The 26,684-nt window shown below is 74.5% G+C and carries 6 protein-coding genes; 4 read left to right on the plus strand and 2 right to left on the minus strand.

Annotated features, from left to right (window positions below; translation table 11 throughout):
* Window positions 1–38 precede the first annotated feature (38 nt).
* The 4 genes from ACIBSW_RS12725 (at window position 39) to ACIBSW_RS12740 (ending at window position 24,133) form a co-directional block, all read left to right on the plus strand.
* Window positions 39–21,101: an amino acid adenylation domain-containing protein gene (locus tag ACIBSW_RS12725; protein WP_354720627.1), complete on the plus strand. Its 21,063-nt coding sequence runs from the start codon at window positions 39–41 to the stop codon at window positions 21,099–21,101.
* 269 nt (window positions 21,102–21,370) lie between these two features.
* Window positions 21,371–21,490: an NUDIX domain-containing protein gene (locus ACIBSW_RS12730; RefSeq protein WP_404799322.1), complete on the plus strand. Its 120-nt coding sequence runs from the start codon at window positions 21,371–21,373 to the stop codon at window positions 21,488–21,490.
* A gap of 151 nt (window positions 21,491–21,641) precedes the next feature.
* Window positions 21,642–22,052, plus strand: coding sequence for a hypothetical protein (locus ACIBSW_RS12735; protein WP_354720625.1), 411 nt, complete (start codon window positions 21,642–21,644; stop codon window positions 22,050–22,052).
* Window positions 22,049–24,133: a tetratricopeptide repeat protein gene (locus tag ACIBSW_RS12740; protein WP_354720623.1), complete on the plus strand. Its 2,085-nt coding sequence runs from the start codon at window positions 22,049–22,051 to the stop codon at window positions 24,131–24,133. Before ACIBSW_RS12735 ends, ACIBSW_RS12740 begins: the two co-directional genes overlap by 4 nt.
* A gap of 39 nt (window positions 24,134–24,172) precedes the next feature.
* On the opposite strand, the gene ACIBSW_RS12745 is transcribed toward ACIBSW_RS12740, so the two are convergent.
* Both ACIBSW_RS12745 and ACIBSW_RS12750 read right to left on the minus strand, forming a co-directional pair.
* The gene (locus tag ACIBSW_RS12745) at window positions 24,173–25,747 is read right to left on the minus strand and encodes a glycoside hydrolase domain-containing protein (RefSeq protein ID WP_354720621.1); all 1,575 of its coding nucleotides are present in this window, start codon (window positions 25,745–25,747) and stop codon (window positions 24,173–24,175) included.
* A 123-nt stretch (window positions 25,748–25,870) separates the two neighbouring features.
* Complete coding sequence (locus tag ACIBSW_RS12750) at window positions 25,871–26,632, minus strand: hypothetical protein (protein ID WP_354720619.1); 762 nt, start codon at window positions 26,630–26,632, stop codon at window positions 25,871–25,873.
* Between the last annotated feature and the right edge of the window lie 52 nt (window positions 26,633–26,684).

The raw sequence follows: 26,684 nt of genomic DNA on the forward strand, positions 1-26,684 counted from the left end.
GCGCCCTCGGGCGTTCCACATCGGAGGTGCGGGAAAAGATGACGGCAGGGCTGCAGGGTTTCGAGGGGCTTCTCGCGCGGTGGAACAATCACACCCGGCCGGAGACGACCTCGACCGTGGTCGCCGACTTCATCGCACAGGCCGGGCGCACGCCCGACGCGCTGGCGCTGGTCGCCGGCGAGACCCGGCTGACCTACCGCGAGCTCAGCGACCGGGTGCACGGCGTCGCCCGGCACCTGCGCGAGCGGGGCATCGGTGCCGAGGACACGGTCGGCATCGGCATGCCGCGGAGCGCCGAGATGGTCGTCGCGGTCCTCGCCGTCATGGTCGCCGGCGGCGCGTTCGTGCCCGTCGACCCGGCCTGGCCGGACCGGCGCCGCGAGCAGGTGCTGGCCGGTGCCCGCGTGCGCCTCACGCTGACCGAGCAGGACGTCCGGCGGTACGGCGCGCAGCCCGCCGAGGCCGCCGACGGGAACATCGACGGCGGGCGCCTCGCGTACGTCATCTTCACCTCGGGCTCCACCGGCGAGCCCAAGGGCGCGATGATCCGCCACGAGGCCATCGCCGAGCGGCTGCGCTGGCAGGTCGAGCAGATCCTGCACTTCGGACCCGGCGACGCGTCGCTGTTCAAGGCGCCGCTCTCCTTCGACATCAGCGTCAACGAGATCCTGCTGCCGCTGGTCTCCGGCGGGTACGTCGTGGTGGCCGAGCCCGGCGGCGAGCGCGACCCGCAGTACCTGCTGGGCCTCATCGCCACCGAGGGTGTGACCTTCGTCTACCTGGTCTCGTCCATGCTGGACGTGCTGCTGCAGCTTGCCCGCGGCACCCACCTGCTGGACGGCCTCAAGCACGTCTGGTGCGGCGGCGAGGTGCTCACCCCGGAGCTGTTCGACCGGTTCCGCGCCCAGCTCGCCACCACCCTGTACCACGGATACGGCCCCGCCGAGGCGACCATCGGCGTCTCGCACGTGATCTACCGCGACTCGGCCGAGCGGATCGCCACCTCGATCGGCCGGCCCAACCCGCACACCCAGCTCTACGTGCTCGACGACGACCTCAACCCGGTCGGCACCGGCGTCGCCGGCGAGCTGTACGCCGCCGGCTTCCTGCTCGGGCGCGGCTACGTCAACGCGCCGGCGTTGACCGGCGCCCGCTTCGTCGCGAACCCGTTCGGCGAGCCCGGCTCCCGGATGTACCGGACCGGCGACCTGGCCCGCTGGCACGGCGACGGCACCCTGGAGTTCGTCGGCCGCGCCGACAACCAGGTCAAGATCCGCGGCATGCGCCTCGAGCTGGAGGAGGTCGAGGCCGTCGTCGCGACCCACCCCGCGGTCCGCCAGGCCGTCGTGCTCGTGCACGACCGGCACCTGATCGGGTACGCGGTGACGGACCGCGCAACCGCACCGGACGAGCTGCGTGAGTGGTGCGCGGACCGGCTGCCGGAGTACATGGTGCCGTCGGCGGTCGTGCTGCTGGACGCGTTCCCGCTGACCGCCAACGGCAAGGTGGACCGCCGCGCGCTGCCCGCGCCGGTGCTCGCCGGCCAGACCTCCCGCGCGCCCCGGACGCCGGCCGAGGCCGCGCTCTGCGAGGTCTTCGCCGCCGTGCTCGGCCTCGCCGAGGTGGGCGCCGAGGACGACTTCTTCGCGCTGGGCGGCGACAGCATCGTCGCCATCGGCGCCGTGCGCGCCGCGCGCCGGGCCGGCTTCACGCTGCGCGCCCGGGACCTGTTCGCCAACCCGACGCCGGCCGCCCTCGCGCTGGTCGCCGGCGCCGCCGCCGAGCCGCAGGCCGAGGCGGTCGACGCGGTCGGCGCGGTGCCGCCGACGCCGATCGTCGCCTGGCTGGACGAGGTCGGCAACGCCATGGACGGCTTCTTCCAGGCGGTCACGCTGCGCACGCCGGCGGGCCTGACCGTCGAGCGGCTGCACGAGCTGGTCGACGGCCTGCTCGCCGCGCACGACGTGCTCCGGGCGAGCGCCGACGGCGCCGTGCTGAGCATCGCACCGGTCGGCGCGCTCACCGCCGCCGACGTCGTCACCCTGGACGAGGATCTGGACGCGACCGTCGCCCGGCTGAGCACCGAGCGGATGGTGGCGTTCTCGTTCCGGCCCGGTTCCCGGCGGCTGATCGTGGCCGTGCACCACGTCGTCGTCGACGGGGTCTCGCTGCGGGTGCTCGCCGAGGACCTGCGCAACGGCCTGCCGATCGCGCCCGCGCCGACCTCGTACCGCCGGTGGGCCACCGCGCTGTCCGGCGTGGACTTCGCCGCGGACGCGGCCTACTGGGCCGGCGCCGCCGCCGAGCCGGTACGGCCGCTCGGCGGCCGGGCGCTGGACCCCGTGCGGGACACCGTGGCCACCGAGGAGACGCTGACCGTCACGCTGCCGCCGGAGGTCACCGAGCGGCTGCTCGGCGTCGTGCCCGCGGCCGTGCACGGCGGGGTCAACGACGCGCTCGTCGCCGCCCTGGTGCTGGCGATCTCGCCGGACGCGCCGCTGCTGCTCGAGCTCGAGGGGCACGGCCGCGAGGAGGACGCCGTCGACCTCGACCTGTCCCGCACCTTCGGCTGGTTCACCACGCTGTTCCCGGTCCGCCTCGACGTCACCGGCCTGTCCCCGGCGCAGGCGGTGAAGGCGGTCAAGGACCAGCTGCGTGCCGTGCCGCACAACGGCCTGTCCTACGGCGCCCTGCGCTACCTCGCGCCGCGCCCGGACCTCGCCGTGCAGCCGCAGGTGCTCTTCAACTACCTCGGCCGGTTCGGCACCGACACCGGCGCCGACTGGGAGACCGTCGTCGACGACGGCGAGGTGGTCGTCGAGCGGCGCGACCCCCGGATGCCGCTGCCCCGGGCCCTGGAGGTCAACGCCGTCGCGGTCGACGCGGGCCTCTCGGCCACCTTCAGCTGGCCCGCCGGCGTGCTGACCCGCGAGCAGGTGGGCGAGTATGCGCGGCGCTGGGCCGAGCTGCTGACCGGCATCGTCGCCGACCCGGCCGTCGCCGGCCACACGCCGTCCGACTTCCCGCTGGTCGCCCTCGACCAGGCCGACGTCGACGCGCTCGGCGCCCGGGTCGCCGACGTGCTGCCGCTGACGCCGCTGCAGGCCGGCCTCTACTTCCACGCCACCTACGCGCCCGGCGCCGACCCGTACGTCGTGCAGCAGCTCATCGAGCTGGACGGGCCGCTGGACGCCGAGCGGCTGCGGTGGGCCGCGGGCGAGCTGTTCGACCGCCACCCGAACCTGGCCGCCGCGTTCCGGCCGGTCGGCGGTGGCGAGGTCGTCGCCGTCCTCGGCGCCCGCCCGTCGCTGCCCTGGCGCCTGGTGGTCAGCGACGACGTCGAGGCCGTCGCCGCGGCCGAGCGTGCCGAGCCGTTCGACCTGGCCCGTCCGCCGGCCATGCGCTACGCGCTGGTGCGGCTCGCCGCGGACCGGCACGTGCTCGTGCAGACCGTGCACCACATCGTCGCCGACGGCTGGTCGGTGCCGCTGGTCCTCAACGACCTGCTCGCCCTGTACGCGGGCCGCGAGCTGCCGCCGGCGCCGTCCTACCGCGACTTCCTCGCCCATCGCGGCACCGGCGACCCGGAGGCGTTCGCCCGCCTGCTCGACGGCGTCACCGAGCCGACGCTGCTCGCGCCCGGCGCCGCGGCGAGCGCCGCCCGGGTCCGGGCCACCGTCGACGGCGCGGGGGTGCGGGCCGTCGCCCGCGCGTACGGGATCACCGTGAGCAACGTCCTCGCCGCCGCCTGGGGCGTCCTAGTCGGGCGCGTGACCGGCAGCTCTGACGTCGTGTTCGGTCACACGGTCTCCGGCCGCGGCCTGGACTTGCCCGGCGTCGACGCCATCGCCGGTCTGCTCATCAACACGGTGCCGGCCCGGGTCCGCTGGTCCGGCGACGGCACCCTCGCCGACGTGCTGCGCGGCTTCGCCGCGGCGCAGCGCGAGGTGGTCGACCACGAGCAGACCGCGCTCGCCGATGTGCAGCGCCGGATCGGCCTGCCCGAGCTCTTCGACACTCTCGTCGTGATCGAGAACTACCCGGCGGCGTCCGCACCCGCGGACGGTGACCTACGGATCGCCGGGATGAACGTGATCGAGGCGCCGCACTACCCGGTGACGCTGATGGTCAAGCCCGGCGACACCATCGCCGTCGACCTGACCCACCGCCTCGACCCGGCCACCGCCGAGCTGCTGCTGCAGCAGTACCTGCGGGTGCTGGCCGCGTTCGCCGGCGACGCGTCGCGCCCGGTCGCCGCGCTCGACCTGCTCTCGCCGGCGCAGCGGGCCGAGGCGCTCGCGCTCGGCGCCGGCGGGCCCGCTGCGGCCGGCACCGACGTGCCCGCGATGATCGCCGCGGTCGACCCGGCCCGGATCGCGGTGCGCGGCGGCGCGACCGAGCTGACCTACGGCCGGCTGGGCGAGCGGGCCGACGCGGTCGCGGCCGCGCTGCACGCCGCCGGGGTGCGCCGCGGCGACGTCGTCGCGGTCGCCACCCGGCGCACGGCCGAGCTTCCCGTCGCGCTGCTCGGCGTGCTGCGCGCCGGCGCCGCGTACCTGCCGGTGGACCCGGGCTATCCGGCCGCGCGGATCGAGTTCATGCTGGACGACGCCGCGCCCGTCTGCCTGCTGGTCGACGACGCGAGCGCCCGCGCGCTGCCGCCGCACGACGTGCCGGTGGTCCGGATCCGGACCGTCGGCGCGGGCGCGGCGCCCGGCGTCACGGTCGGTCCGCTGGACGCCGCGTCCGTCGTGTACACCTCCGGCTCGACCGGGCGGCCCAAGGCCGTCGTCGGCACCCACGCCGCGCTGGCCAACCGGCTGGCCTGGGCGCGGGACGCCTGGACCGGTGACGTGCGGGTCGCGAAGAGCTCGATGAGCTTCATCGACGGCACCACCGAGCTGCTCGGCGGCCTGGTCGCGGGCGCGACGGTCGTCGTCGCCGACGAGAACGCCGCCGCCGACGGCGCGGCCCTGGCCCGGCTCGTCGCCGACTCCGGCGCCACCCAGCTGCTCGCGGTCCCCAGCCTCGCCGCGGCCCTCGCCGAGACCGCGCCGGACCGGGTACGCGCCCTGCGGCGCTGGATCACCAGCGGCGAGGCCCTGGACGCCGGCACGGTGGCGGCGCTGGCCGCGGCCTCGCCCGGCGCCACGATCGTCAACTCGTACGGCGCCAGCGAGAACACCGGCGACGTCCTCGCCGGCGAGGTGCGTCCCGGCGCGCGGGTAACGCTCGGCCGGGCCGTGCCCGGTGTCCGGGTCTACCTGCTCGACGCCGCCCTCGACCCGGTCGCGCCCGGCGCGGTCGGCGAGATCTACGTCGGCGGCGTGCAGCTCGCCCGCGGCTACCGCGGCCAGGGCGGCGCGACCGCCGCCCGCTTCGTCGCCGACCCGTTCACCCCCGGCGAGCGGCTCTACCGCACCGGCGACCTGGGCCGCTGGGTCGGCGACGCGGTCGAGTTCCTGGGCCGCAACGACGACCAGGTCAAGGTCAACGGTCACCGGGTCGAGCTGGCCGAGGTCGAGGCCGCGCTGCTGCGGCGCCTCGGCGTGCGCGAGGCCGTCGCGGTGGCGCGCAACCGTTCGAGCCTGCACGGGTACGTGGTCGCGGAGGCGGGGGAGGCGCTCGACCCGCAAGCTCTGCTCGCCGCGCTGCGCGAGGAGCTGCCCGCGTACCTGGTGCCGGCGACGGTGACCGTGCTGGACGCCGTACCGCTGCTGCCGAACGGCAAGCGGGACCGGCGCGCCCTGCCGGACCCGGCGGCTGCCGTCGCGGCGCCGCCGCGAACCCCGCGCGAGGCGCTGGTCTGCGCCCGGCTCGCGGCCGTGCTCGGCGCCGAGGCCGTCGGCGTGCACGACGACTTCTTCGCCGTCGGCGGCGACAGCATCTCGGCCATCCGCCTCGTCAACCTGCTCGCACAGGACGGGATCGTGCTCTCCACCCAGGACGTCTTCCGCGCCCGCACCGCCGCCGCCATCGCCGGGGCCTTCGAGCCGGCCGTCGCCGGGCGGCTGCGGCCGACGGTCGAGCTGACCGACGACGAGGTCGACGCCGTGGTCGCGGCCGCGGGGACGCCGGTCGCCGACATCTGGGCGCTGTCCCCGCTCCAGCAGGGCGTCTACTACCAGGCCACCTACTCCGACGGCGCGAACACCTACATCGCGCAGAACGTCTTCGACCTGGACCGCCGGGTCGACGTGCCCGCGATGGAGGCGGCGTTCGCCGCGCTGCTGGAGCGGCACCCGACGCTGCGGGCCGGCTTCACCGGCGACCCCCGGCCGCTGCAGTATATTCCCGCGAGCGTGCCGGCGGTCGTCACCGTCGCCGAGGGCGACGCCGAGCGGATCACCGTCGAGGACCGCGAGCGACCGTTCGACCTCGCGAACCCGCCGCTGATCCGGCTCACCGTCGTGCGCAACCCGGACGGCACCGACCGGCTGCTGCTCACCTGCCACTTCCTGCTCTGGGACGGCTGGTCGCGCGAGCTGGTGCTGCGCGAGCTGTTCGCGCTCTACGACTCGCGCGGCGCCCGCGGCGTGCTGCCCACCGACGGGCCGGGGTTCCCGGACTACCTGGCGTGGATCGCCGAGCAGGACGCCGCCGCGTCCGCCGCCGCCTGGAAGGCCGTCCTCGACGAGCCGACCATCGTGGTGCCCGCCGCCGCCGGGCTCGAGCCGATGCTCTCCGAGCGGATCCTCGCCGCGCTGCCGACCGCGGTCAGCGGCCGGCTGCAGGAGCAGGCGCGCCGGGCCGGTGTCACCCTGAACTCGGTGCTCACCGCCGCGCTCGGGCTGGTGCTCGGCCACCGCACCGGCCGCGGCGACGTCACGTTCGGCACCACCGTCGCGGGCCGGCCCACTGACCTGCCCGGCATCGAGAACGTCATCGGCCTGTTCCTCAACACCGTGCCCGCCCGGGTCGCCGCCGCGCCCGGCACGTCCGTCGCCGAGCTGGCCCGCCGGGCGCAGCAGGACCGGATCGACCTGGCGCCGCACGAGTACCTCGGCCTCGGCGACATCCAGCGCGCGGCCGGGCACGACCAGCTCTTCGACACCCTGTACGTGCTGCAGAACTTCCTCGCCGACAGCACCTTCGACGACCTCGAGGCCGCGCAGGGCATCGTCGACGTCGAGTACACCGACACCACGCACTACCCGCTGACCTGGGTGCTGACCCCGGGCGCGAACCTGCGGATCAAGCTGGAGTACCGGCCCGACGTGGTCACCGCCGCCGAGGCCCGGTCGATGGTGGACTCGCTGGTCGCGGTCCTGCGCTCGCTCGCCGACGGCCTCGACGTGCCCGCCGGCTCGCTGCCGCTCGGCGCCGACGACCGGGCGGACGGACGGGCCGCCGAGATCCCCGACGAGACCATCGCCGAGATGCTGGCGGCGCAGGCCGCGCGGACGCCGAACGCCGTCGCGCTGGTCTTCGGCGACGAGCGGCTGACCTACGCCGAGCTGGACGCGCGGATCGACAGCGTGGCCCGGGGGCTGGTCGCCCGCGGCGCCGGGCCCGAGCGGATCGTCGCGCTGGCGCTGCCGCGCGGCATCGACATGGTCGTCGCGCTCTTCGCCGTGCTGCGCGCCGGCGCCGCGTACCTGCCGCTCGACCTGGACCTGCCCGAGGACCGGCGGCAGACCATGATCGAGGACGCCCGGCCGCTGCTCGTGCTGACCTCGCTGGACGGGCTCGCGCGCGAGGACGGCCCGGTGGCGCACCCGGACTTCGCCGCGGACCGGATGGACCGGCCCGCGTACGTGATCTACACCTCCGGGTCGACCGGGCGGCCCAAGGGCGTCGTCACGCCGTACCGAGGGCTGACGAACATGCAGCTCAACCACCGGGCCGAGATCTTCGACCCGACGGTGGCGCGGGCCCGGGCCGCCGGCGTGGAGCGGCTGCGGATCGCGCACACGGTGAGCTTCTCCTTCGACATGTCCTGGGAGGAGCTGCTCTGGCTCGTCGAGGGCCACGAGGTGCACGTCTGCGACGAGGAGCTGCGGCGGGACGCGACCGCGCTGGTCGCGTACTGCCACTCGCGCGGCATCGACGTCATCAACGTCACCCCGACCTACGCGCACCACCTCTTCGACGAGGGCCTGCTGGACGGGCACCGGATGTGGCTGGTGCTGCTCGGCGGCGAGGCGGTCACCGAGGCGGTCTGGTCGCGGCTGAGCGACCCGGACGGCCCGACCGGCTACAACCTGTACGGCCCCACCGAGTACACGATCAACACCCTCGGCGCCGGCACCGGCGACAGCGGCACCCCGACGGTGGGCAAGCCCATCTTCAACACCCAGGGGTACGTGCTCGACGGCTGGCTGCGGCCCGTTCCGCGCGGCGTCGTCGGCGAGCTGTACATCGCGGGCGCCGGGCTGGCCCGCGGCTACCTGGACCGGCCCGGGCTGACCGCGTCCCGCTTCGTCGCGGGCCCCGGCGGCGGCCGGCTCTACCGCACCGGCGACCTGGTCCGCGAGCGCGCCGACGGCAACCTGGACTTCCTGGGCCGCAGCGACGACCAGGTCAAGATCCGCGGCTACCGGATCGAGCTCGGCGAGGTCGAGGCCGCGGTCGCCGCGGTGCCCGGCGTACGCCAGTCGGCCGTGCTCGCCCGCGACGGCAAGCTGCACGCCTACCTGGTCGGCGACGCCGCGCCGGGCGACGTGCGCGCGGCCCTGATCGAGCGGCTGCCGTCCTACATGGTCCCGTCGCTGTACGCCGTCGTCCCCGCGCTGCCGCTGACCGTGAACGGCAAGCTGGACGCCGCCGCGCTGCCGCCGGCCGAGCCGATCATGTCCGCCGCCCGGGGACCGCGCGACGAGCGGGAGGCGCTGCTCTGCGCCCTCTACGCCGACGTCCTCGGCCTGCCGGGTGTCGGCATCGACGACGACTTCTTCGCCATCGGCGGCGACAGCATCTCGTCCATCGCCGTCGCCGGCCGCGCCCGCAAGGCCGGCCTTCGCGTGACGCCGCGCGACGTGTTCCGCCGCCGCACGGTGCAGGCGCTCGCCGCGGCGCTGCCCGCCGCGACCGTCGAGGTCGGCACCGACACCGGCGTCGGCGACGTGGCGCTCACCCCGATGCTGGCCGAGACGGTGAAGTCCGCGACGCCGCTCGGCAACTTCTACCAGTCGATGGCCTGGCACACCCCGGCGGCGCTGACCCGGGCGCGGCTCGAGGCGATCCTGCAGGCGCTGCTGGACCGGCACGACCTGCTCCGCGCGAGCTTCGACGGCACCCTGCACGTGCCCGCGCCCGGCCTGGCAGCCGCCGGCCTGATCACCGAGGGGCCGATCGACGAGGCGGCCGAGGTGGCCCGGCTCGACCCGGCCCGCGGCATCATGCTGCGCGCCGCCTGGGACGGCCGGACGCTGCTGCTGGTCATCCACCACCTGGTGATCGACGGTGTCTCGTGGCGCATCATCACCGGCGACCTGGCCCGCGGCTGGGCCGACGTCAGCGCCGGCCGCCCGGTCGCGCTGGACGAGGTCGGCGCGTCGTTCCGCACGTTCGCGGCGACGCAGGCGTTCCACGACGAGCAGGCCGCCTTCTGGCGCGCGACGCTGGCCGACCCGGGCCCGGACCTGGGTGACCGGCCCGTCGACCCGGCCGTCGACACCGCCGCGACGGTCCGCTCGATCACCGTCGCCCTGCCCGCCGAGGTCACCGTCCCGCTGCTCTCCAGCGTCCCCGCCGCCATGTACGGCGGCGTCAACGACGTGCTGCTCACCGGCCTCGCGGTCGCCGTCAACCGCTGGCGCGGCGTTTCCGCTCCCGTGCTGGTCAGCCTCGAGGGGCACGGCCGCACCGGCGACCTCGACCTGTCCCGCACGATCGGCTGGTTCACCGCGATCCACCCGGTCCGGCTCGACCCCGGCACCGGCGACATCGCCGCGGCGGCCCGCGCGATCAAAGAACAGCTGCGCGCGGTGCCGGCCGACGGCATCGGGTACGGCCACCTGCGCTGGCTGCGCGATGAGGACCTCGGCCCGGCGCCGCAGATCCTGTTCAACTACCTCGGCCGCTTCGGCGCCGGCGAGCGCGGCGTCGACTGGAGCCCCGCGGCGCCGCTGCGCGAGGGCGTCGACCCGGCCAACCCGGCGATGCCGCTGGAGATCAACGCGCACGCCACCGCCGACGTCTTCACCGCGACGCTCGCCTGGCCGGCCGGCATCCTCGCCGAGGAGCGGGTCATCGCGCTCGGCGAGCACTGGATGGCCGCGCTGCGCGAGCTGGCCGGCGCCGACGTCGGCGGGCACACCCCGTCGGACTTCCCGCTGGTGTCGCTGACCCAGGACGACGTCGACGCGTTCGCCGACGACGCCGACGTGCTGCCCCTGCTGCCGTTGCAGGAGGGCATGTACTTCCACTCCGTCGTCTCCGAGGTGGACACGTACGCGGTGCAGCAGATCGCTGAGCTGACCGGCGAGGTCGACCCGGCCCGGCTGCGGCGCGCGGTCGAGGCGGCGGTGCGCCGCCACGACGCGCTGCGCGCCTCCTTCCGCGAGCTCGGCGACGGCCGGATCGTCCAGGTCATCGCCGCCGACGTGCAGGTGCCGTGGCGCGAGTACCAGGCCGAGACGCCGGAACGGCTGGCGGAGATCGCGGCCGCCGAGCTGGCGCAGCCCTTCGACCTGGCGCACCCGCCCGTGCTGCGCTACGCGCTGGTCTCGCTGAGCGACACCGAGCACCGGCTGATCGAGACGATGCACCACATCCTCGCCGACGGCTGGTCGTACCCGCTGGTCTTCTCCGACGTCGTGGCCGCGTACCACGGCAGGGAGCCGGCGGCACCCGCCGTGACGTTCCGCGACCACATCGAGTCCGTGGTCACCCGCGACCGGGATGCCGCGCGCGCGGCCTGGGCCACCGCCCTGTCCGGCGTCGAGCCGACCGCGCTCTACCCGGACGTCACCACGGTCTCGCACCACGACAGCGCGTTCGCCGTCTTCGAGCGCACCGGCGACCTGGCCGAGGTGGCCCGGACCGCCGGCGTCACGGTCAGCACCCTGGTGCACGGCGCGTGGGGCCTGCTGCTGGGCCGGCTGCTCGGCCGCGACCGGGTGGTGTTCGGCTCGACCGTCTCCGGCCGCGGCGGCGAGCTGCCCGGCGTGGAGTCGATCGTCGGCCTGCTGATCAACACCGTGCCGGTGCCGATGGCCTGGCGGCCCGACGAGCCGCTCGGCGACGTGCTGCGCCGCCTGCAGGAGCAGCAGACCGACGTGCTCGACGTGCAGCAGGTCGGCCTCGCAGAGCTCAACCGGCTGGCCGGGGTCCGGGAGCTGTTCGACTCGATGGTGGTGGTGGAGAACTTCCCGGCCGTCGACGGCGGCGACGCCGAGGGCCTCGGCGTGCGTGGCTTCACCGGTACGGACTCGCCGCACTATCCGGTGTCGCTGGTCGCGTTCCCGGGCGAGCACCTGACGCTGGAGATCAAGTACGACGCGGCGATCGGCGCCGCGGCCGCGCAGCGCCTGGCCGGCCTGGTGCACCGCGTCCTGGACCAGTTCGCCGACGGGCTGGACCGGCCGGTCGCCGCCCTCGACCTCGGCGCGGCCTCGTCCGGCGGCGAGGCCCTCGAGGTACGCGAGACCACGCTGGACCTTCCGTTCACGCACCCGGACGCCGTCGCGGTGACCGCGGGGGAGACCACCCTGACGTACGCGGAGCTGGAGTCGCGTGCCAACCGGCTCGCGCACGAGCTCATCGCCCGCGGCGTGCGTCGCGAGTCGCGCGTCGCCGTGGTCCTGCCGCGCGGCGCCGACCTGATCGTGGCGCTGCTGGCCGTGGTCAAGGCCGGCGGCTGCTACGTGCCGGTCGACACCGGCGCGCCGGCCTCGCGGCAGGAGTACATCCTCGCGGACGCCGACCCGGTCTGCGTCATCGGCGCGGGCGGCATCGCCGTCGACGCACCCGGGCGGCCGGACACCCGCCCGGCCGTCGACCTGAGCCCCGACAACGCCGCGTACGTGATCTACACGTCCGGCTCGACCGGCAAGCCCAAGGGCGTCGTCGTGACGCACCGCGACGTGCTGGCGCTCTTCGCCGCCGCGGAGCGGCTCTTCGACTTCGGCGCGGACGACGTCTGGACGATGTTCCACTCGTACGCGTTCGACTTCTCGGTCTGGGAGCTGTGGGGCCCGCTGCTGTACGGCGGCCGCCTCGTGGTCGTGCCGCACGACGTGGCCCGCGACCCGGTGCGCTTCCGGGCGCTGCTGCGCGCCGAGGGCGTCACCGTGCTCAACCAGACGCCGTCGGCGTTCTACCCGCTGATCGAGGCGGACGCCGAGGAGCCGGACCGGCTGCCGCTGCGCTACGTCGTCTTCGGCGGCGAGGCGCTCGACCTGTCCCGGCTCACCGCCTGGTACGCCCGCAACGAGGCACCCCAGCTGGTCAACATGTACGGCATCACCGAGACCACCGTGCACGTCTCGTTCCGGGCGCTGCGCCCGGACGACGTGACCCGGGCATCCGTCATCGGCGCCGCGCTGCCCGGGCTGACCGTGCACGTGCTCGACGCGTACCTGCGGCCGGTGCCGGAGGGCGTGACCGGCGAGATCTACGTGGCGGGCGACCAGCTCGCCCGCGGCTACCTGGACCGGCCCGCGCTGACCGCGTCCCGGTTCGTGGCCGACCCGTACGGCCCGGGCCGCCTCTACCGCTCCGGCGACCTGGCCCGGTGGGAGGACGGCGAGCTGGTCTACCTGGGCCGCTCCGACCACCAGGTGAAGATCCGCGGGTACCGCATCGAGCTGGGCGAGATCACCTCGGCGCTGCTGTCGCTGGGCGGGGTCTCGGACGCGGCGGTGATCCTGCGGGACCGCCGGCTGGTGGCCTACCTGGTCGCCCGCGCCGGCACCCGGCCGGACACCGACGCGATCCGGGCGCACCTGTCCACGGTGCTGCCGGACTACATGGTCCCGGCGGCGTTCGTGACGCTGCCCGCCCTGCCGCTGACCGTCAACGGCAAGCTCGACCGCGACGCGCTGCCCGAGCCGGTCCGCGAGGCGCCGGCCGCGGTCACCGCCGCCGGCGAACCCGCCGCGGTCACCGCGCTGCGTGAGCTGTTCGCCGAGGTCCTCGGCGTCGGCACGGTCCCGGCCGACGGGGACTTCTTCGCGCTCGGCGGCGACAGCATCGTCGCCATCCAGCTGGTCAACCGGGCCCGCCGGGCCGGCGTCAAGCTGTCGCCGCGCGACGTCTTCCTGCTGCGTACGCCGCAGGCGCTGGCCGGGCCGGACGCGCAGGCCGCGCCGGCCGCCGCGGTGGCCGCGCCCGGCGACGGCGTCGGCGAGGTGGCGCTGCTGCCGATCGTGCACCGGCTGGCCGAGCTGGGCGGCGGCATCAACCGCCTGCACCAGGCGGACCTGCTGCGCACGCCGGCCGGCGCCACCGAGGCCCGCCTGCGGCGGGCGCTGGACGCCGTGGTCGCGCACCACGACGCGCTGCGCCTGCGGCTGAGCCGCCCCGCGCCGATGCTCTGGTCGCAGGAGGTGGCCGCGACCGGCGGGTACACCCTGACCGTCGTCGCCGGCGCCGAACCGGAGGTCATCGCCCGCGCTGCCGAGGCGGCCGTGGCCCGGCTCGACCCCGACGCCGGCGACGTCCTGCAGGCCGTCTTCTTCGACGCCGGCCCCGAGCGGCAGGGCCGCCTGCTGCTGGTCGCGCACCACCTCGTCGTCGACGGGGTGAGCTGGCACATCCTCGCCGAGGACCTGCGCCAGGCATACGAGGGCCGGGCGCTGGAGCCGGTCGGCACGTCGCTGCGCACGTTCGCGCGGCAGCTCACCGAGGAGGCCGGCGCCGCGGCCCGGCTCGCCGAGTTCCCGGCCTGGCAGCGGATCCTCGCGCCCGGCGGCGAGCTCAAGGCTTCCGCGCAGACCTTCGGCCTGACCGTCGGGCAGACCCGGGACCACGAGATCCGGGTACCCGTCGACCCGTCGCTGCTCGGCGGCGACGTCACCGCGAAGCTGCTGGCCGCCCTGCACACCGCGGTCGGACAGTGGCGCGGCGACGACGCGGACCTGTTGGTCGACCTGGAACGGCACGGCCGCGAGCCGATCGGCGACGCCGACCTGTCCCGCACGGTCGGCTGGTTCACCTCCGTCTCGCCGGTACGCCTGCCCGCGCAGAGCACCGACGACGGCCTCGGCTTCGGCCTGCTGCGCTACGTCAACCCGCGCTCGGCCGCCGCCCTGTCCCGGCTCGGCACCCCGCAGGTCCTCTTCAACTACCTGGGCCGGTTCGCGAGCGACGACGCCGACTGGGCGTCGGCCGACGAGGACATCCGGGTCCGGCCCGACGACGACCTCGGCACGCCGTACCTGTTGGAGATCAACGCCTGGGTCCGCGGCGGTGAGCTGCACGCGGTCCTCACCTACGCCGACGAGGGCCTCGGCGCGGGCGCCACCCGGGCGATCGCGGACGGCTGGGCCGCGGCGCTGGCGCCTGGGATGCGGGAATGGCCGCTGTCGCCGCTGCAGGACGGCCTGTTCTTCCAGGCGAAGCTGGCCGGCGACGCCGACGTCTACATCGCGCAGAACGCGTTCGACGTCGACTACCGGCTCGACGTGCCCGCCCTCGAGCGGGCCTTCGCGGCCGTGCTGCGGGCCAACCCGGCGGCCCGGCTCGGCTTCACCGACGAGGGCCGCGACAAGCCGGTGGCGATCCTCGGCACCGAGGTGCCGGCCGTCGTCGAGGTCGTCGACCTCGACGACGAATCGCGGCTCGACGACATCATGACCGCCGACCGGGCCCGCCCGTTCGACCTCGCGCGCCCGCCGCTGGCCCGGCTCACCGTGGTCCGGCTGCCCGGCGGCCGCGACCGGCTGCTCTTCACCTACCACCTGCTGCTCTGGGACGGCTGGTCCCGCGAGCTGGTGCTACGCGACCTGTTCGGCGCGTACGCGGGACGGCCCATCGCGGAGAAGCGCGCGAGCTTCACCGACTACCTGGACTGGCTGGCGCGCCAGGACGGCGAGGCGTCGGCGCGCGCCTGGGCGGCGGCGCTCGGCGAGCCGACCATCCTGTACCCGGCCGCCGCCGGCACCCAGCCGGTCCTCGCCACCAGCCTTGCCCTGCAGCTGACCGAGGCGCAGACGGCCAGGCTCACCGAACAGGCCCGGTCCGCGGGCGTCACCCTCAACACCGTACTGAGCACCGCGCTGGGCATCGTGCTGAGCCACGCGTCCGGGCGCACCGAGGCCGTCTTCGGCACCACCGTCGCCGGGCGCCCCACCGAGCTCGACGGCATCGACGAGGTCGTCGGCGTCTTCCTCAACACCGTCCCGCAGCGGGTCACCCTCGCCGCCGGCGAGCCGGTCGGCGACGCGCTGCGGCGGGTGCAGGCCGAGCGGATCGACCTGATGGCGCACGAATACCTCGGCCTCGGCGACATCCAGCGCGCCGCCGGGCGCGGCCAGCTCTTCGACAACCTGTACGTGCTGCAGAACTTCCTCGACGACGACACGTTCACCGACCTGGAGACCGAGCACGGCATCGTCGGCGTCGAGGCGGTCGACGCGACCCACTACCCGCTGACCTGGGTCGCCACCCCCGGGCGCGAGCTGCGGATCCGGCTGGAGTACCGGTCCGACGTGGTCGACGAGGCGCAGGCGCGGTCCCTGCTCGCCCGGCTCGGCCGGGTGCTGCGGACCCTGGACGTCGCCGCGCCCGTCGCCGCCGTCGCCCTGCCCGTGCCGCCGCCGCAGCTCGGCCATGTGGCGGAGATCCCCGACCTGACCATCGCGGAGATGCTCGCCCGGCAGGCCGCGGACACCCCGGCGGCGGCCGCGCTGACCCACGACGGCGTCACCCTCAGCTACGCCGAGCTGGACGGCCGGGTCAGCGCCGTCGCCCGCGGCCTGCGGGCCCGCGGCGCCGGGCCGGAGAGCATCGTCGCCCTGGCGATGCCGCGCGGCATCGACATGGTCGTGGCGCTCTTCGCCGTGCTGCGCGCCGGCGCCGCCTACCTGCCGCTCGACCTGGACCTGCCGGCCGAGCGCCGGCAGGACATGATCGACGACGCGCGGCCGTTGCTCGTGCTCGAGTCGCTGGCCGGGCTCTACCTCGAGGTCGGCGAGCCGTGGCTGGCCGACTTCGCGCCGGGCACGCCCGGGCGGCTGGACCGGCCGGCGTACGTCATCTACACCTCCGGGTCGACCGGGCGGCCCAAGGGTGTCGTCACGCCGTACCGAGGGCTGACGAACATGCAGCTCAACCACCGCGACGCGATCTTCGGCCCGACCGTCGACGCGGCCGGCGGCCGGATCCTGACCATCGCGCACACGGTGAGCTTCTCCTTCGACATGTCCTGGGAAGAGCTGCTCTGGCTGGTCGAGGGCCACCACGTGCACGTCGCCGACGAGGAGCTGCGGCGCGACGGGCGGGCCCTGGTCGCCTACTGCGCCGCGCACCGGGTCGACGTCGTCAACCTCACCCCGACGTACGCGCAGGCGCTGCTCGACGAGGGCCTGCTCGACGGCGACCACCGACCGTGCCTGGTGCTGCTCGGCGGCGAGGCGGTCTCCGAGAAGCTCTGGGCGGTGCTGCGCGACACCGACGGCGTGGCCGGCTACAACCTGTACGGCCCGACCGAATACACGATCAACACCCTGGGCGGCGGCACGTCCGACAGCCACACCGCGACCGTCGGCCGGCCGATCTGGAACACCACCGGCTACATCCTGGACGGCTGGCTGCGCCCGGTGCCGCCCGGCGTCGCCGGCGAGCTGTACATCGCCGGCGCCGGTCTGGCCCGCGGCTACCTGAACCGGCCGGGCCTGACCGCCTCGCGCTTCGTCGCGGGACCCGGCGGGAGCCGGCTTTACCGCACCGGTGACCTGGTCCGCGAGAGCGCCGACGGCAACCTGGACTTCCTCGGCCGCACCGACGACCAGGTGAAGATCCGCGGCTACCGGATCGAGCTCGGCGAGGTGGAGACCGCCGTCTCCGCGGTGCCCGGCGTCCGGCAGTCCGCGGTGCTCGCCCGCGACGGGGCGTTGCACGCCTACCTGGTCGGTTCCGCGACGCCCGCCGCGGTGAAGGCCGCCGTCGCCGAGCGCCTGCCGTCCTACATGGTCCCCGCGCTGTACGCCGTCGTCGACGTGCTCCCGCTGACCGTCAACGGCAAGCTCGACGCCGCCGCGCTGCCCGCGACCGCGCCCGTCGCCACCGAGTCCCGGCCGCCCGCCGACGACCGGGAACGGCGGCTCTGCGAGCTCTTCGCGGAGGTGCTCGACCTGCCCTCGTTCGGCGTCGAGGACGACTTCTTCGACGCGGGCGGGCACTCGCTGACCGCGCTGCGGCTGCTCGGCCGGGTCCGGGCCGAGCTCGGCGGTGAGCTGTCGCTGCGGGCGCTGTTCGACGCCCGTACCCCCGAACGCCTGGCCCGGGCCGCCGGCGGCCCGGCGCGGGCCGCCCTCGCCGCCCGGCCGCGGCCCGAGGTCCTGCCGCTCTCCCCGGCGCAGGAGCGGCTCTGGCTGCTCGACCAGCTCGACCCCGGATCCAGCGCCTACAACTACCCGCTGCTGGTCCGCCTCGGCGGCCGGATCGACGTGCCGGCGCTCTCGCTGGCCCTCGCGGACGTGGTCGGCCGGCACGAGGTGCTGCGCACGCTGATCATCGCCGGTGCGCAGCACATCGCCGCCGCGCCGGCCTCGATCCCGGTGCTGCGCGACGTCACCGTCGACGACCTCGTCGGGCGCCCGTTCGACCTCTCCGCCGACCTGCCGATCCGGGCCGCGGTCATCGAGGAGGCCGAGGGCACGGTGCTCGCGCTGGTGCTGCACCACATCGCGATGGACGAGTGGTCCGACGGGCCGCTGCTGCGCGACCTGAGCACCGCCTACCTGGCCCGCGCGCAGGGCCGGGCGCCGGAGTACACCCCGCTGACCGTCCAGTACGCCGACTACGCGCTCTCCCTCGCCGACGACCCCGCCGACCTGGACCACTGGCGGTCGGCCCTGTCCGGGCTGCCCGACGAGATCACCCTGCCCGCCGACGGCCCGCGCGCCGCCGGGCGCAAACGGGCCGGGCTGGTCGGCGCCGCGCTGCCGGCCGGGCTGATCGACTCGCTGCGGGAGATCGCCCGGCGCGAGTCCGCCAGCCTCTTCATGGCCCTGCACGCCGCGCTCGCCGTGCTGCTCTGCCGGCACGGCGCCGGCACCGACGTGCCGATCGGCAGCCCGACCTCGGGGCGCGGCGACGCCGCGCTGGACGACCTGGTCGGCTTCTTCGTCAACACGGTCGTGCTGCGCACCGACCTCGCCGGCGACCCGACCTTCGCCGAGCTGCTGCGCCGGGTGCGCGCCGCGGACCTGGCCGCGTTCGAGCACGCCGGCGTGCCGTTCCAGCAGGTGGTCGAGCTGGTCAACCCACCGCGGGTGCCGGGCCGCAACCCGCTGTTCCAGGCGATGATCGGCTACTTCCACCGGCCCGCGGACGGCGGCCCGGTGCTCGGGCTGCCGGTCCTAGCCGCGCCGGAGTTCGCCGCCGACCCGAAGGTCGACCTGAACGTCACGTTCGTCGACGGCGGCGCCGACGGGGTCGAGGTGACCTGCGAGTACGACGCCGGCCGGTTCGAGCCGGAGACCGCGCGGCGGCTGCTGGACCGGCTCACCCTGCTGCTCGAGGCGTTCGCCGCGGACCCGGGCGTGCGCGTCAGCGAGGCGGACCTGCTCACCGACGCGGACCGGCGCGACCTGGCCGCGCTGTCGGCCGCTCCCGCGTCACCGGCCGCCGCTCCCTGGTTCGCGGCGCTCTCGCGGCACCAGGGCGAGGCGCTCGTCGCGGACGGCGTCGCGTGGAGCTACGCCGAGCTGGACCGCGCCTCCGATGCGGTCGCCGCCAAGCTCGCCGGGCTGGGTATCGGCGCCGAGAGCATCGTCGGCATCAGCCTGCCGCGCTCGGCCGAGCTGGTCGTCGCCGTGCTCGGCGTGGCCAAGGCGGGCGCCGCCTACCTGCCGCTCGACCCTGCGTTCCCGCCCGCCCGGCTCGCCTTCATGATCGAGGACGCGCGACCAGCGGCGATCATCGACTCGTCGTTCCTCAAGGGAATTCCGGCCGCCGCCGCGCCCGCCGTGGCGACCCGGCCCGGGCAGGCCGCGTACGTCATCTACACCTCCGGCTCGACCGGACGGCCCAAGGGCGTCGTCGTCACCGAACGGGACCTGCGGACGTTCCTGGCCGCCGTACCGTTGAAGCCGGACGACCGGCTGCTCGCGGTCACCACGCTGTCGTTCGACATCTCCGTGCTGGAGCTGATGGGCCCGCTGCTGGCCGGTGGCACGGTCGTGCTCGCCTCGCCCACGCAGGTCGGCGACCCGCTGTTGCTGGCCGCCCTGCTGCGCGAGCAGCGGATCACCGCGATGCAGGCGACCCCGGCGCTCTGGGCGGCCCTGCTGGAATCCTCCGACGTGGACCTCTCCGCCACCCGGGCGCTGGTCGGCGGCGAGGCGCTGCCGGCGTCGCTGGCGACCGCGCTCCGCGACCGCGCCGCGTCGGTGACGAACCTGTACGGCCCCACCGAGGTCACCGTCTGGGCCACGGCCGACGAGGTCGGCCCGGGCTGGGACGGCACCATCGGCCGGCCGCTGCCCGGCACCACCGCGCACGTGCTCGACGAGCGGCTCCGCCCGGTGCCACCCGGCGTGGTCGGCGAGCTGTACCTCGGCGGCGACCAGGTCACCCGCGGCTACCTGGGCCGCCCGGCGCTCACCGCGTCCCGCTTCGTCGCCGCGCCCGACGGCCGTCGGCTCTACCGCACCGGCGACCTGGTCACGTTCCGCGCGGGCCGGCTGCGCTACCTCGGCCGCACCGACCACCAGGTCAAGGTGCGTGGCTTCCGCATCGAACTCGGCGAGATCGAGGCCGTCGCCCTCGCACACCCGGACGTCACCCGCGCCGTCGTGGTGGCCCGCGGCGACCGCCTGGTCGCGTACCTGACCACGACCGACGGCGCCGTGCCGGCCGGCCTGTGGGAGGACGCGCTGCCGGGCTACATGGTCCCGGCCGTGTGCCACGTGCTCGACGCGCTGCCGCTCACCCCGAACGGCAAGGTCGACCGGGCCGCGCTGCCGGACATCGCCGTCACCGCCACCGGTACGCGCCCGCGCTCGCGCACCGAGGCGGCCGTCGCGGCACTGGTCAGCGAGGTCCTCGGCGTCGAATCGGTCGGCGTGCACGACGACTTCTTCGCGCTCGGCGGCCACTCGCTGCTGCTGGTCCGGCTGGCCACCGCGCTACGCCGCGAACTCGGCGCCGACGTGCCCGTCGCCCGCCTGTTCACCGCACCGACGGTCGCGGGCGTGGCCCGGCTGCTCGCCGACGACGCACCCGCCGGCGACGCGCTGGCGCCGGTCCTGGTGCTGCACCCCGGCGGCGCGGAGCCGCCGCTGTTCTGCCTGGCACCGGCGAGCGGGCTGAGCTGGCAGTTCGCCGGGCTCAAGCGGTACCTGCCCGAGTCGGTTCCGCTGATCGGACTCCAGTCACCGCTGCTGTCCGGCGCCGAGCTGCCCTCGACGATGTCAGCGCTGGCCGAGGCACACGCGGACCGGGTGGTCGCCGCCTGGCCGGCCGGGCCGGTGCGGCTGCTCGGGTGGTCGTTCGGCGGGGCACTGGCGCTGTGCGTGGCGGCGGTCCTGCGGGCGCGCGGGCGGTCGGTGAGCTTCGTCGGGATGCTGGACGCCCGGCGCGACGCGGTGCAGGTACCGTCCACGGTGGCGGCGCTGCTCACCGAGATGGGGTACGCGGTCACCGACCCCGGCCTGACCATCGCCGACGCGGTCGGGTTCCTGCGGGCGGCGGGCGGGAGCGTGGCCGCGCTGACCGACGAGCAGATCGCCCTGGTGCTGGAGAACTACCTGGCCGCCGACCGCCTGCTGGCGGGTGCCGAGTACCCGGCCTACGACGGCGAGATCTTCTTCGTCGAGGCGACCGTCGCGGAGCAGGGCTTCGAGGGACCGGCGGCGCCGGCCTGGCGACCGCTGGTCGGGGGTGTCGAGGTGCACGAGTTGCCGGTCGGCCACTCGGAGCTGCTCGACCCGGCCACCCTGGAACGGCTCGGCCCGCTGCTGGCGAGCACGCTGGCGTCCGGCTCGTAGCCCGGTCCAGTGTGGAGCGGGTCGCGTGCTTCTGCGGCCGCGACCCGCTTTCCGGCCGACCCCGCGATTGATAAGTGACGGCGAGGGACACCCAGCCTGTGGCCGCAAACCCGGCCGGACCTTGCCCCCGGCGGGGATCTTCGCCTCGTTCGCCGACCAGTTCGAGCGGGTCTGGCAAACCACCGTCTCGAACCCCGGCGGACAGCCGCGATGACCGGCCGCCGTGACTACTACCGCGATCCCGCCGTACCCACGGCCAAAACAGCCTCGTGCCCGGCGGCTCCGCAGTGGTCGTCGACGAACACGGCCGGGTGCTGCTGCAACGCCGCGCGGACTCCGGCAACTGGGCGCTGCCGGGCGGCACGATGGACCGCCCGTATCTCAGATAGCTGCCGGGCGGGTGGGGCGCTTGCGCGCCGGTCCCGGGTTCGGTGGTCTTCATCCGAATGGGTGGTTGCCGGATGGGTGAGTTGCGGGACTCTGGTAGACCGGCGGTGACGTTGGGCGAGGAGTTGATCACCTGTGGTTGATCTTGGGGTTATGGCGCAGGACGTTGTGCCGTATGTGACGGCGGCTGCGGCGGTGTACGGCGGTGCGGTCGTGCAGAAGGTCGCCGACGCGGCCGGTGATGCGGGCGCGGATGCCACGGTGAGTCTGGGGCGGCGGTTGCTGCGGCGGTTGTTCGCCTCACGCCGTGGGGATCAGGTGCGGGCTGCGGTGGTTGAGGTCGGTGAGCAGCCGGATGACGAGGCGTCGGTGGCGGTGTTGCGGGCGCAGGTGCTCAAGGCGTTGTCGCAGGAGCCGGCGCTGGTCGAGGAGTTGTCGCGGATGCTGGGGCAGGCCGGCGCCGGCGGGGATCGCTACACGGTGACGGTCTCGGGTGGACAGGGCGTTCAGGTCGGCTCGGGCAACACTCAGACGAACACGTTCACGTCGCCGCCCTCCGCGTGAGCGTCGACCAGCCCTGGCCGCACGCCGAGACCCGGGTCACCAACAGCCAGGGATTTCAGGTCGGATCGGGTAACACGCAGACCAACATCGGCGTGGACGCTGTTAGCCTTCCGCCGCCGCAGGCGGTCGGTGCCGGTGCGGTGGTGCACAACCTGCCGCAGGCGTCGGCGGTGTTCGTCGGCCGTGACCTGACGGTGCTCGCCGAGCGGCTCGGCGGTGGTGGCGCGGGGGTGGTGGTGGGTCAGGCGGCCGTGCACGGGCTCGGCGGGATCGGCAAGAGCGAGCTGGTCAACCACTATGCGCGGGAGCACCTGTCGCGGTATTCGCTGGTGTGGTGGATCACCGCCGACAGCGCCGAGGGCGTGGGTTTAGGTTTGGCGGCGCTGACCGGCCGGCTGCATCCGGCGGCGAAGCTGGCCGACGCGCAGACGTGGGCGGTGGGCTGGCTGCAGGCGAATGCCGGGTGGCTGCTGGTGTTGGACAACGTCGAGGACGTCAACGACATCACCGAGCTGCTGGGCGCGATCGGCGAGCGTGGTCAGGTGCTGGTGACCACTCGCCGCGATCTCGGGGCGGCTCGGTGGGCCAGGTCCGGGTTGACTCCGTTGCGATTGGAGGTGCTGACCCGGCCGGCCGGCGTGGATCTGCTGGTCCGGCTGACCGGCTGCGCCGATGACGCCGGTGGCGCGGAACGGCTCGCCGCTGAGCTGGGGGATCTGCCGCTGGCGTTGGAGCAGGCCGCGGCCTACATCAGCCAGCACGACGGGATGAGTTTCGACGGCTACCGGAAGCTGTTGTCCGACGAGTTCGGCCGGGTGGCCGCGGACGCCGGGCAAGGCGGGACGACCGACCGGAATGTCGCTGCGGTGTGGACGGTCACCGTGACCGCGATCGCACGGACGAGCCGGTTTGCCCTCGACGTGTTGGACGTGTTGGCGTGGCTGGCCCCAGAGGGGCTACCCGCCGAAGTGCTTTTGCCGCTCGCGGACAACCCGGCCGACGTCGACGACGCGCTGGCACTGCTGGCTTCCTACAACATGATTCGCCGTGCGGCAGGGACCGTTGGTGTCCATCGACTCGTGCAGGCCGTCACCCGCAACACCCAAGTGGTGGCCGACACCGCCGAGGCCGTGCAGGAACAGGCCGTGCAGTTGCTCGTCGCCGCGATCCCTGACGATCCGATCAACAATGTGCAGGGGTGGCCGCGGTGGAATGCCCTGCTACCCCACATCGGCGCCCTGGCCGGCAACCTTTCCACCAATCACCAATTCGTCGCCATGCTGGATATCCAGGACCGGGCGGCGACCTACCTGCAGTTTCAAGGTCAGACCAACGCGGCGATCGCCGAATTCGAGAAGGTGCTGGCCGATACGCGGCGGGTGCTGAGTGAGGATCATCCGGACACACTGGCGTCGCGGCACAATCTCGCCTTTGCCTACAAGGCGGCTGGCCGGCTGCGCGAGGCGATCGACGAGTACGAGAAGATGCTGGCCGATCGCCGGCGGGTGCAGGGTGCGGATCATCCGGACACGCTGTTGGCGCGGAACAATCTCGCCGCCGCCTACCGGGCGGTGGGCCGGGTGGGGGAGGCGATCGACGAGTACGAGACGGTGCTGGTCGATTTGCGGCGGGTGCAGGGTGCGGATCATCCGGACACGCTGATGGCGCGGAACAATCTCGCCGCCGCCTACCAGGACGCCGGCCGGGTGGGAGAGGCGATCGGCGACTACGAGAGCGTGTTGGCCGACTTGCGGCGGGTGTTGGGTGAGGATCACCCGTACACGCTGATGGGGCGGAACAATCTCGCCGGCGCCTACCGGGACGCCGGCCGGGTGGGGGAGGCGATCGGCGACTACGAGAGCGTGTTGGCCGATTCGCGGCGGGTGTTGGGTGAGGATCATCCGTCCACGCTGATGGGGCGGAACAATCTCGTCGGCGCCTACCATGGCGCCGGCCGGATAGGGGAGGCGATCGACGAGTGTCAGAAACTGCTGGCCGACGCGCGGCGAGTGTTAGGGCCAGAACATCAGCTCACCCGGGTCGTCGCTGCCAATCTTGAAATCTGTAGGCGCTCGGAGTGACGATCGCGGCGAACGAGTAACGACGGCGACCGGTCTCGGTCAGAGCAGGGCGAGGTCGAACATGTTCCGGGCTACCGGTGTCGGTGTGCCTAGCCCGGCGGGCAGGATCGGGTAGCGGGACAGGTTTCCCGTGATCGTGTCGATGGCCAGTAGGTCCCGGGTGCCGTCGCGGTCGAAGTCGCCCGCGCCGGTCAGCTGGGTGAGCGTGCCGGCGTTCGGATGGATCTCCCGGTAGGTCTCCAGGGTCCGGTCGTGTCCGGAGTAGAGGCGGAGCGCCCCGGTCTCCCGCACGCGCGCCACCAGGTCGCCGATGCGGTCGCCATCCGTGTCGCCGACGCCGGTGATCTCGTCCATGGCGCGCCAGTCGGTGGTGCCCATGGCGGTCGGCGTGCCGAGGCCGGTTCCGGTGCCGGGGTGCAGGAGCAGCTGGCCGGTGTCCGGCTGCACGGCGACCAGGTCGGCGCGGCCGTCGCCGGTCAGGTCTCCGGCCATGGTGATCTCCTGCGGGGCGGCCCAGTCCGTGTCGATCTGCGTCCGGGTGCCGTACCCCGTGCCGGTGCCGGGGTAGAGCCACAGCGAGCCGGTGTCTCGTTCGCGGGCGATCAGGTCCTCGCGGCCGTCGCCGGTGAAGTCGCCGAGGCGGGTCGCCGCGTCCATCGCCTGCCAGCCGGTGTCGATCCGCCGGGCGGTCACGGACGTGCCGTTGCCCTGCCACACGGTGAGGTTGCCGGTGGCGTCCACGGACAGTACGTCGGACCAGCCGTTGCCGGTGACGTCGCCGGACGGGGTTTTCGGCAGCGGCGCGAAGTCGAGGTAGTTGCTGTCGATGTTGATGGTGGCCCCGCCGTGCGTCTCCTTGTGCGGGCCGCGGTACTGCTTCATCCGGCGGCTTCCGGGCCAGTGGTCGGCCGGGACGGCGGGGTCGGTCAGCGTGGCCACCTTGTCCCAGCGGGCCAGGTCGACGTAGTCGGGCGAGACGAAGCCGGCGGTGCCGCGGGCCTTGACCAGGGCGGAGATGGTCGTCGCGGCGTCGCCGTACACGCCGGAGAGGTAGGCCAGGTCGTGCAGGCGTGCGGTCCAGGCGCTGAGGAAGGTCAGCACCGCCTGCCGGCACGTCGCGTTCCCGGAGTATTTCTCCATGTCGTAGATGAGCACGCTGTCGCGGCCCAGGCCGAGCGCCTTGGCCTTGGCGACGGCGTCCGACGCGGCGGCGGTGCCCTCGGCGGCGGCCTTGGCCGGCGTGATCTTGTGTTTGGCCTTGGTGGTCGTGCACGGGGCCTGTGGGCCGACGTAGATCGGGATCATCGTCCAGCCCGCGGCCTTGCGGGCCACGACCCAGGACGCGGTGAGGTTGGGCTGCTTGCAGCCGCGGCCGATGCCGCCGAAATAGATCACCAGGGCCCGGTAGGGCGACTTCGCCCAGGCCTTCATCTGTGCCGCCGACGGCGCTGTGCAGGCGTCGAACGCCTTGCCGCGGAAGGTGCCCGGTGACGCGCCCCGCGCCGCGGCGGCCCGCGTCGCCGCCGCCGAGACCACCGCCGCCACGTGCCCGCCGGACGGGCGGGTCTCGGCGGCGGCGATCCCGGCGACCGAGCCGGCCACGAGGGTGGTCACGACGGCGGCCGCAGCAGTCAGAGCCCGCCGCGCCGTCGCGGATCGTCGTCGGGGGAGGTCTGGTGTCGGCACCCGGGGAGGGTACCAACGCCGGTCGATGGAGGTGGGCCCGGCGCGACCGGATCAGGCGGGGTCCGGGATCAGGGCGTCGCCGAACAGGCTGTGCAGGCCCCAGGTGGCGAGGCTGATCAGCAGCCCACTCAGGAACGCGAGGCCGATGCCGACGTACCACCGGTACGGCTTCTCGCGGGGTTCGGCCCCCGGCGACCACGGTCGTTCCCGGGCCAGCCACACGAGCAGGCCCAGGCCGAGCGGCACACCCGTGAGCACCCAGAACCAGAACCACCGGGTGCCGATGACCGGTCCCGGCGCCGAGACGAGCGCCCAGAGGACGAGCAGGCCCCCGCCGATCGCGAGCCCGGCCATGATCGTCTTGGTCGGTGGCTCGGCGGGCGCTTCCCGGTCCTGGTAGGCCTGCACCGCGAGGCCGAGGGCCTGTGCCTGCGGTCCGGAGTACTCCGGACCGTTCTCCGCGGCGGCCGGCGGGTAGCTGGTCGCGCCGTCGTCCAGGACGGTGTAGTGGGTCCGGCCGTCGCCGGTGTGCCACAGGAAGATCGGGCCGGCGCTGCCGGATGACCGGAGACGCACGTCGACGGGGAGGACAGATCCGCCGACGTGCTCCCAGTCGTCGCCCCACTCGTACGACGTGACGTGCCCGGCCGCCAGATCGGCGCGGGCCTGCGCGGCGCTCGCCTCCCGGGGCGCCGCCCACCAGGCCAGTCCGGCCCACACGGCCCACACGGCGACCAGCAGGATCCGCAGCACCCGCCACCACGAGACCCTGGGCCGCTCGCCCACCTGCCGCACCACCGCGTCACCCGTCATGGCGACCATGATCACAGGTGGGCGCACGCGGAGGAGGGGCGGCCGGGGCCGC

Source organism: Actinoplanes sp. NPDC049668 (genome assembly GCF_044465445.1).
Lineage (GTDB): Bacteria > Actinomycetota > Actinomycetes > Mycobacteriales > Micromonosporaceae > Actinoplanes.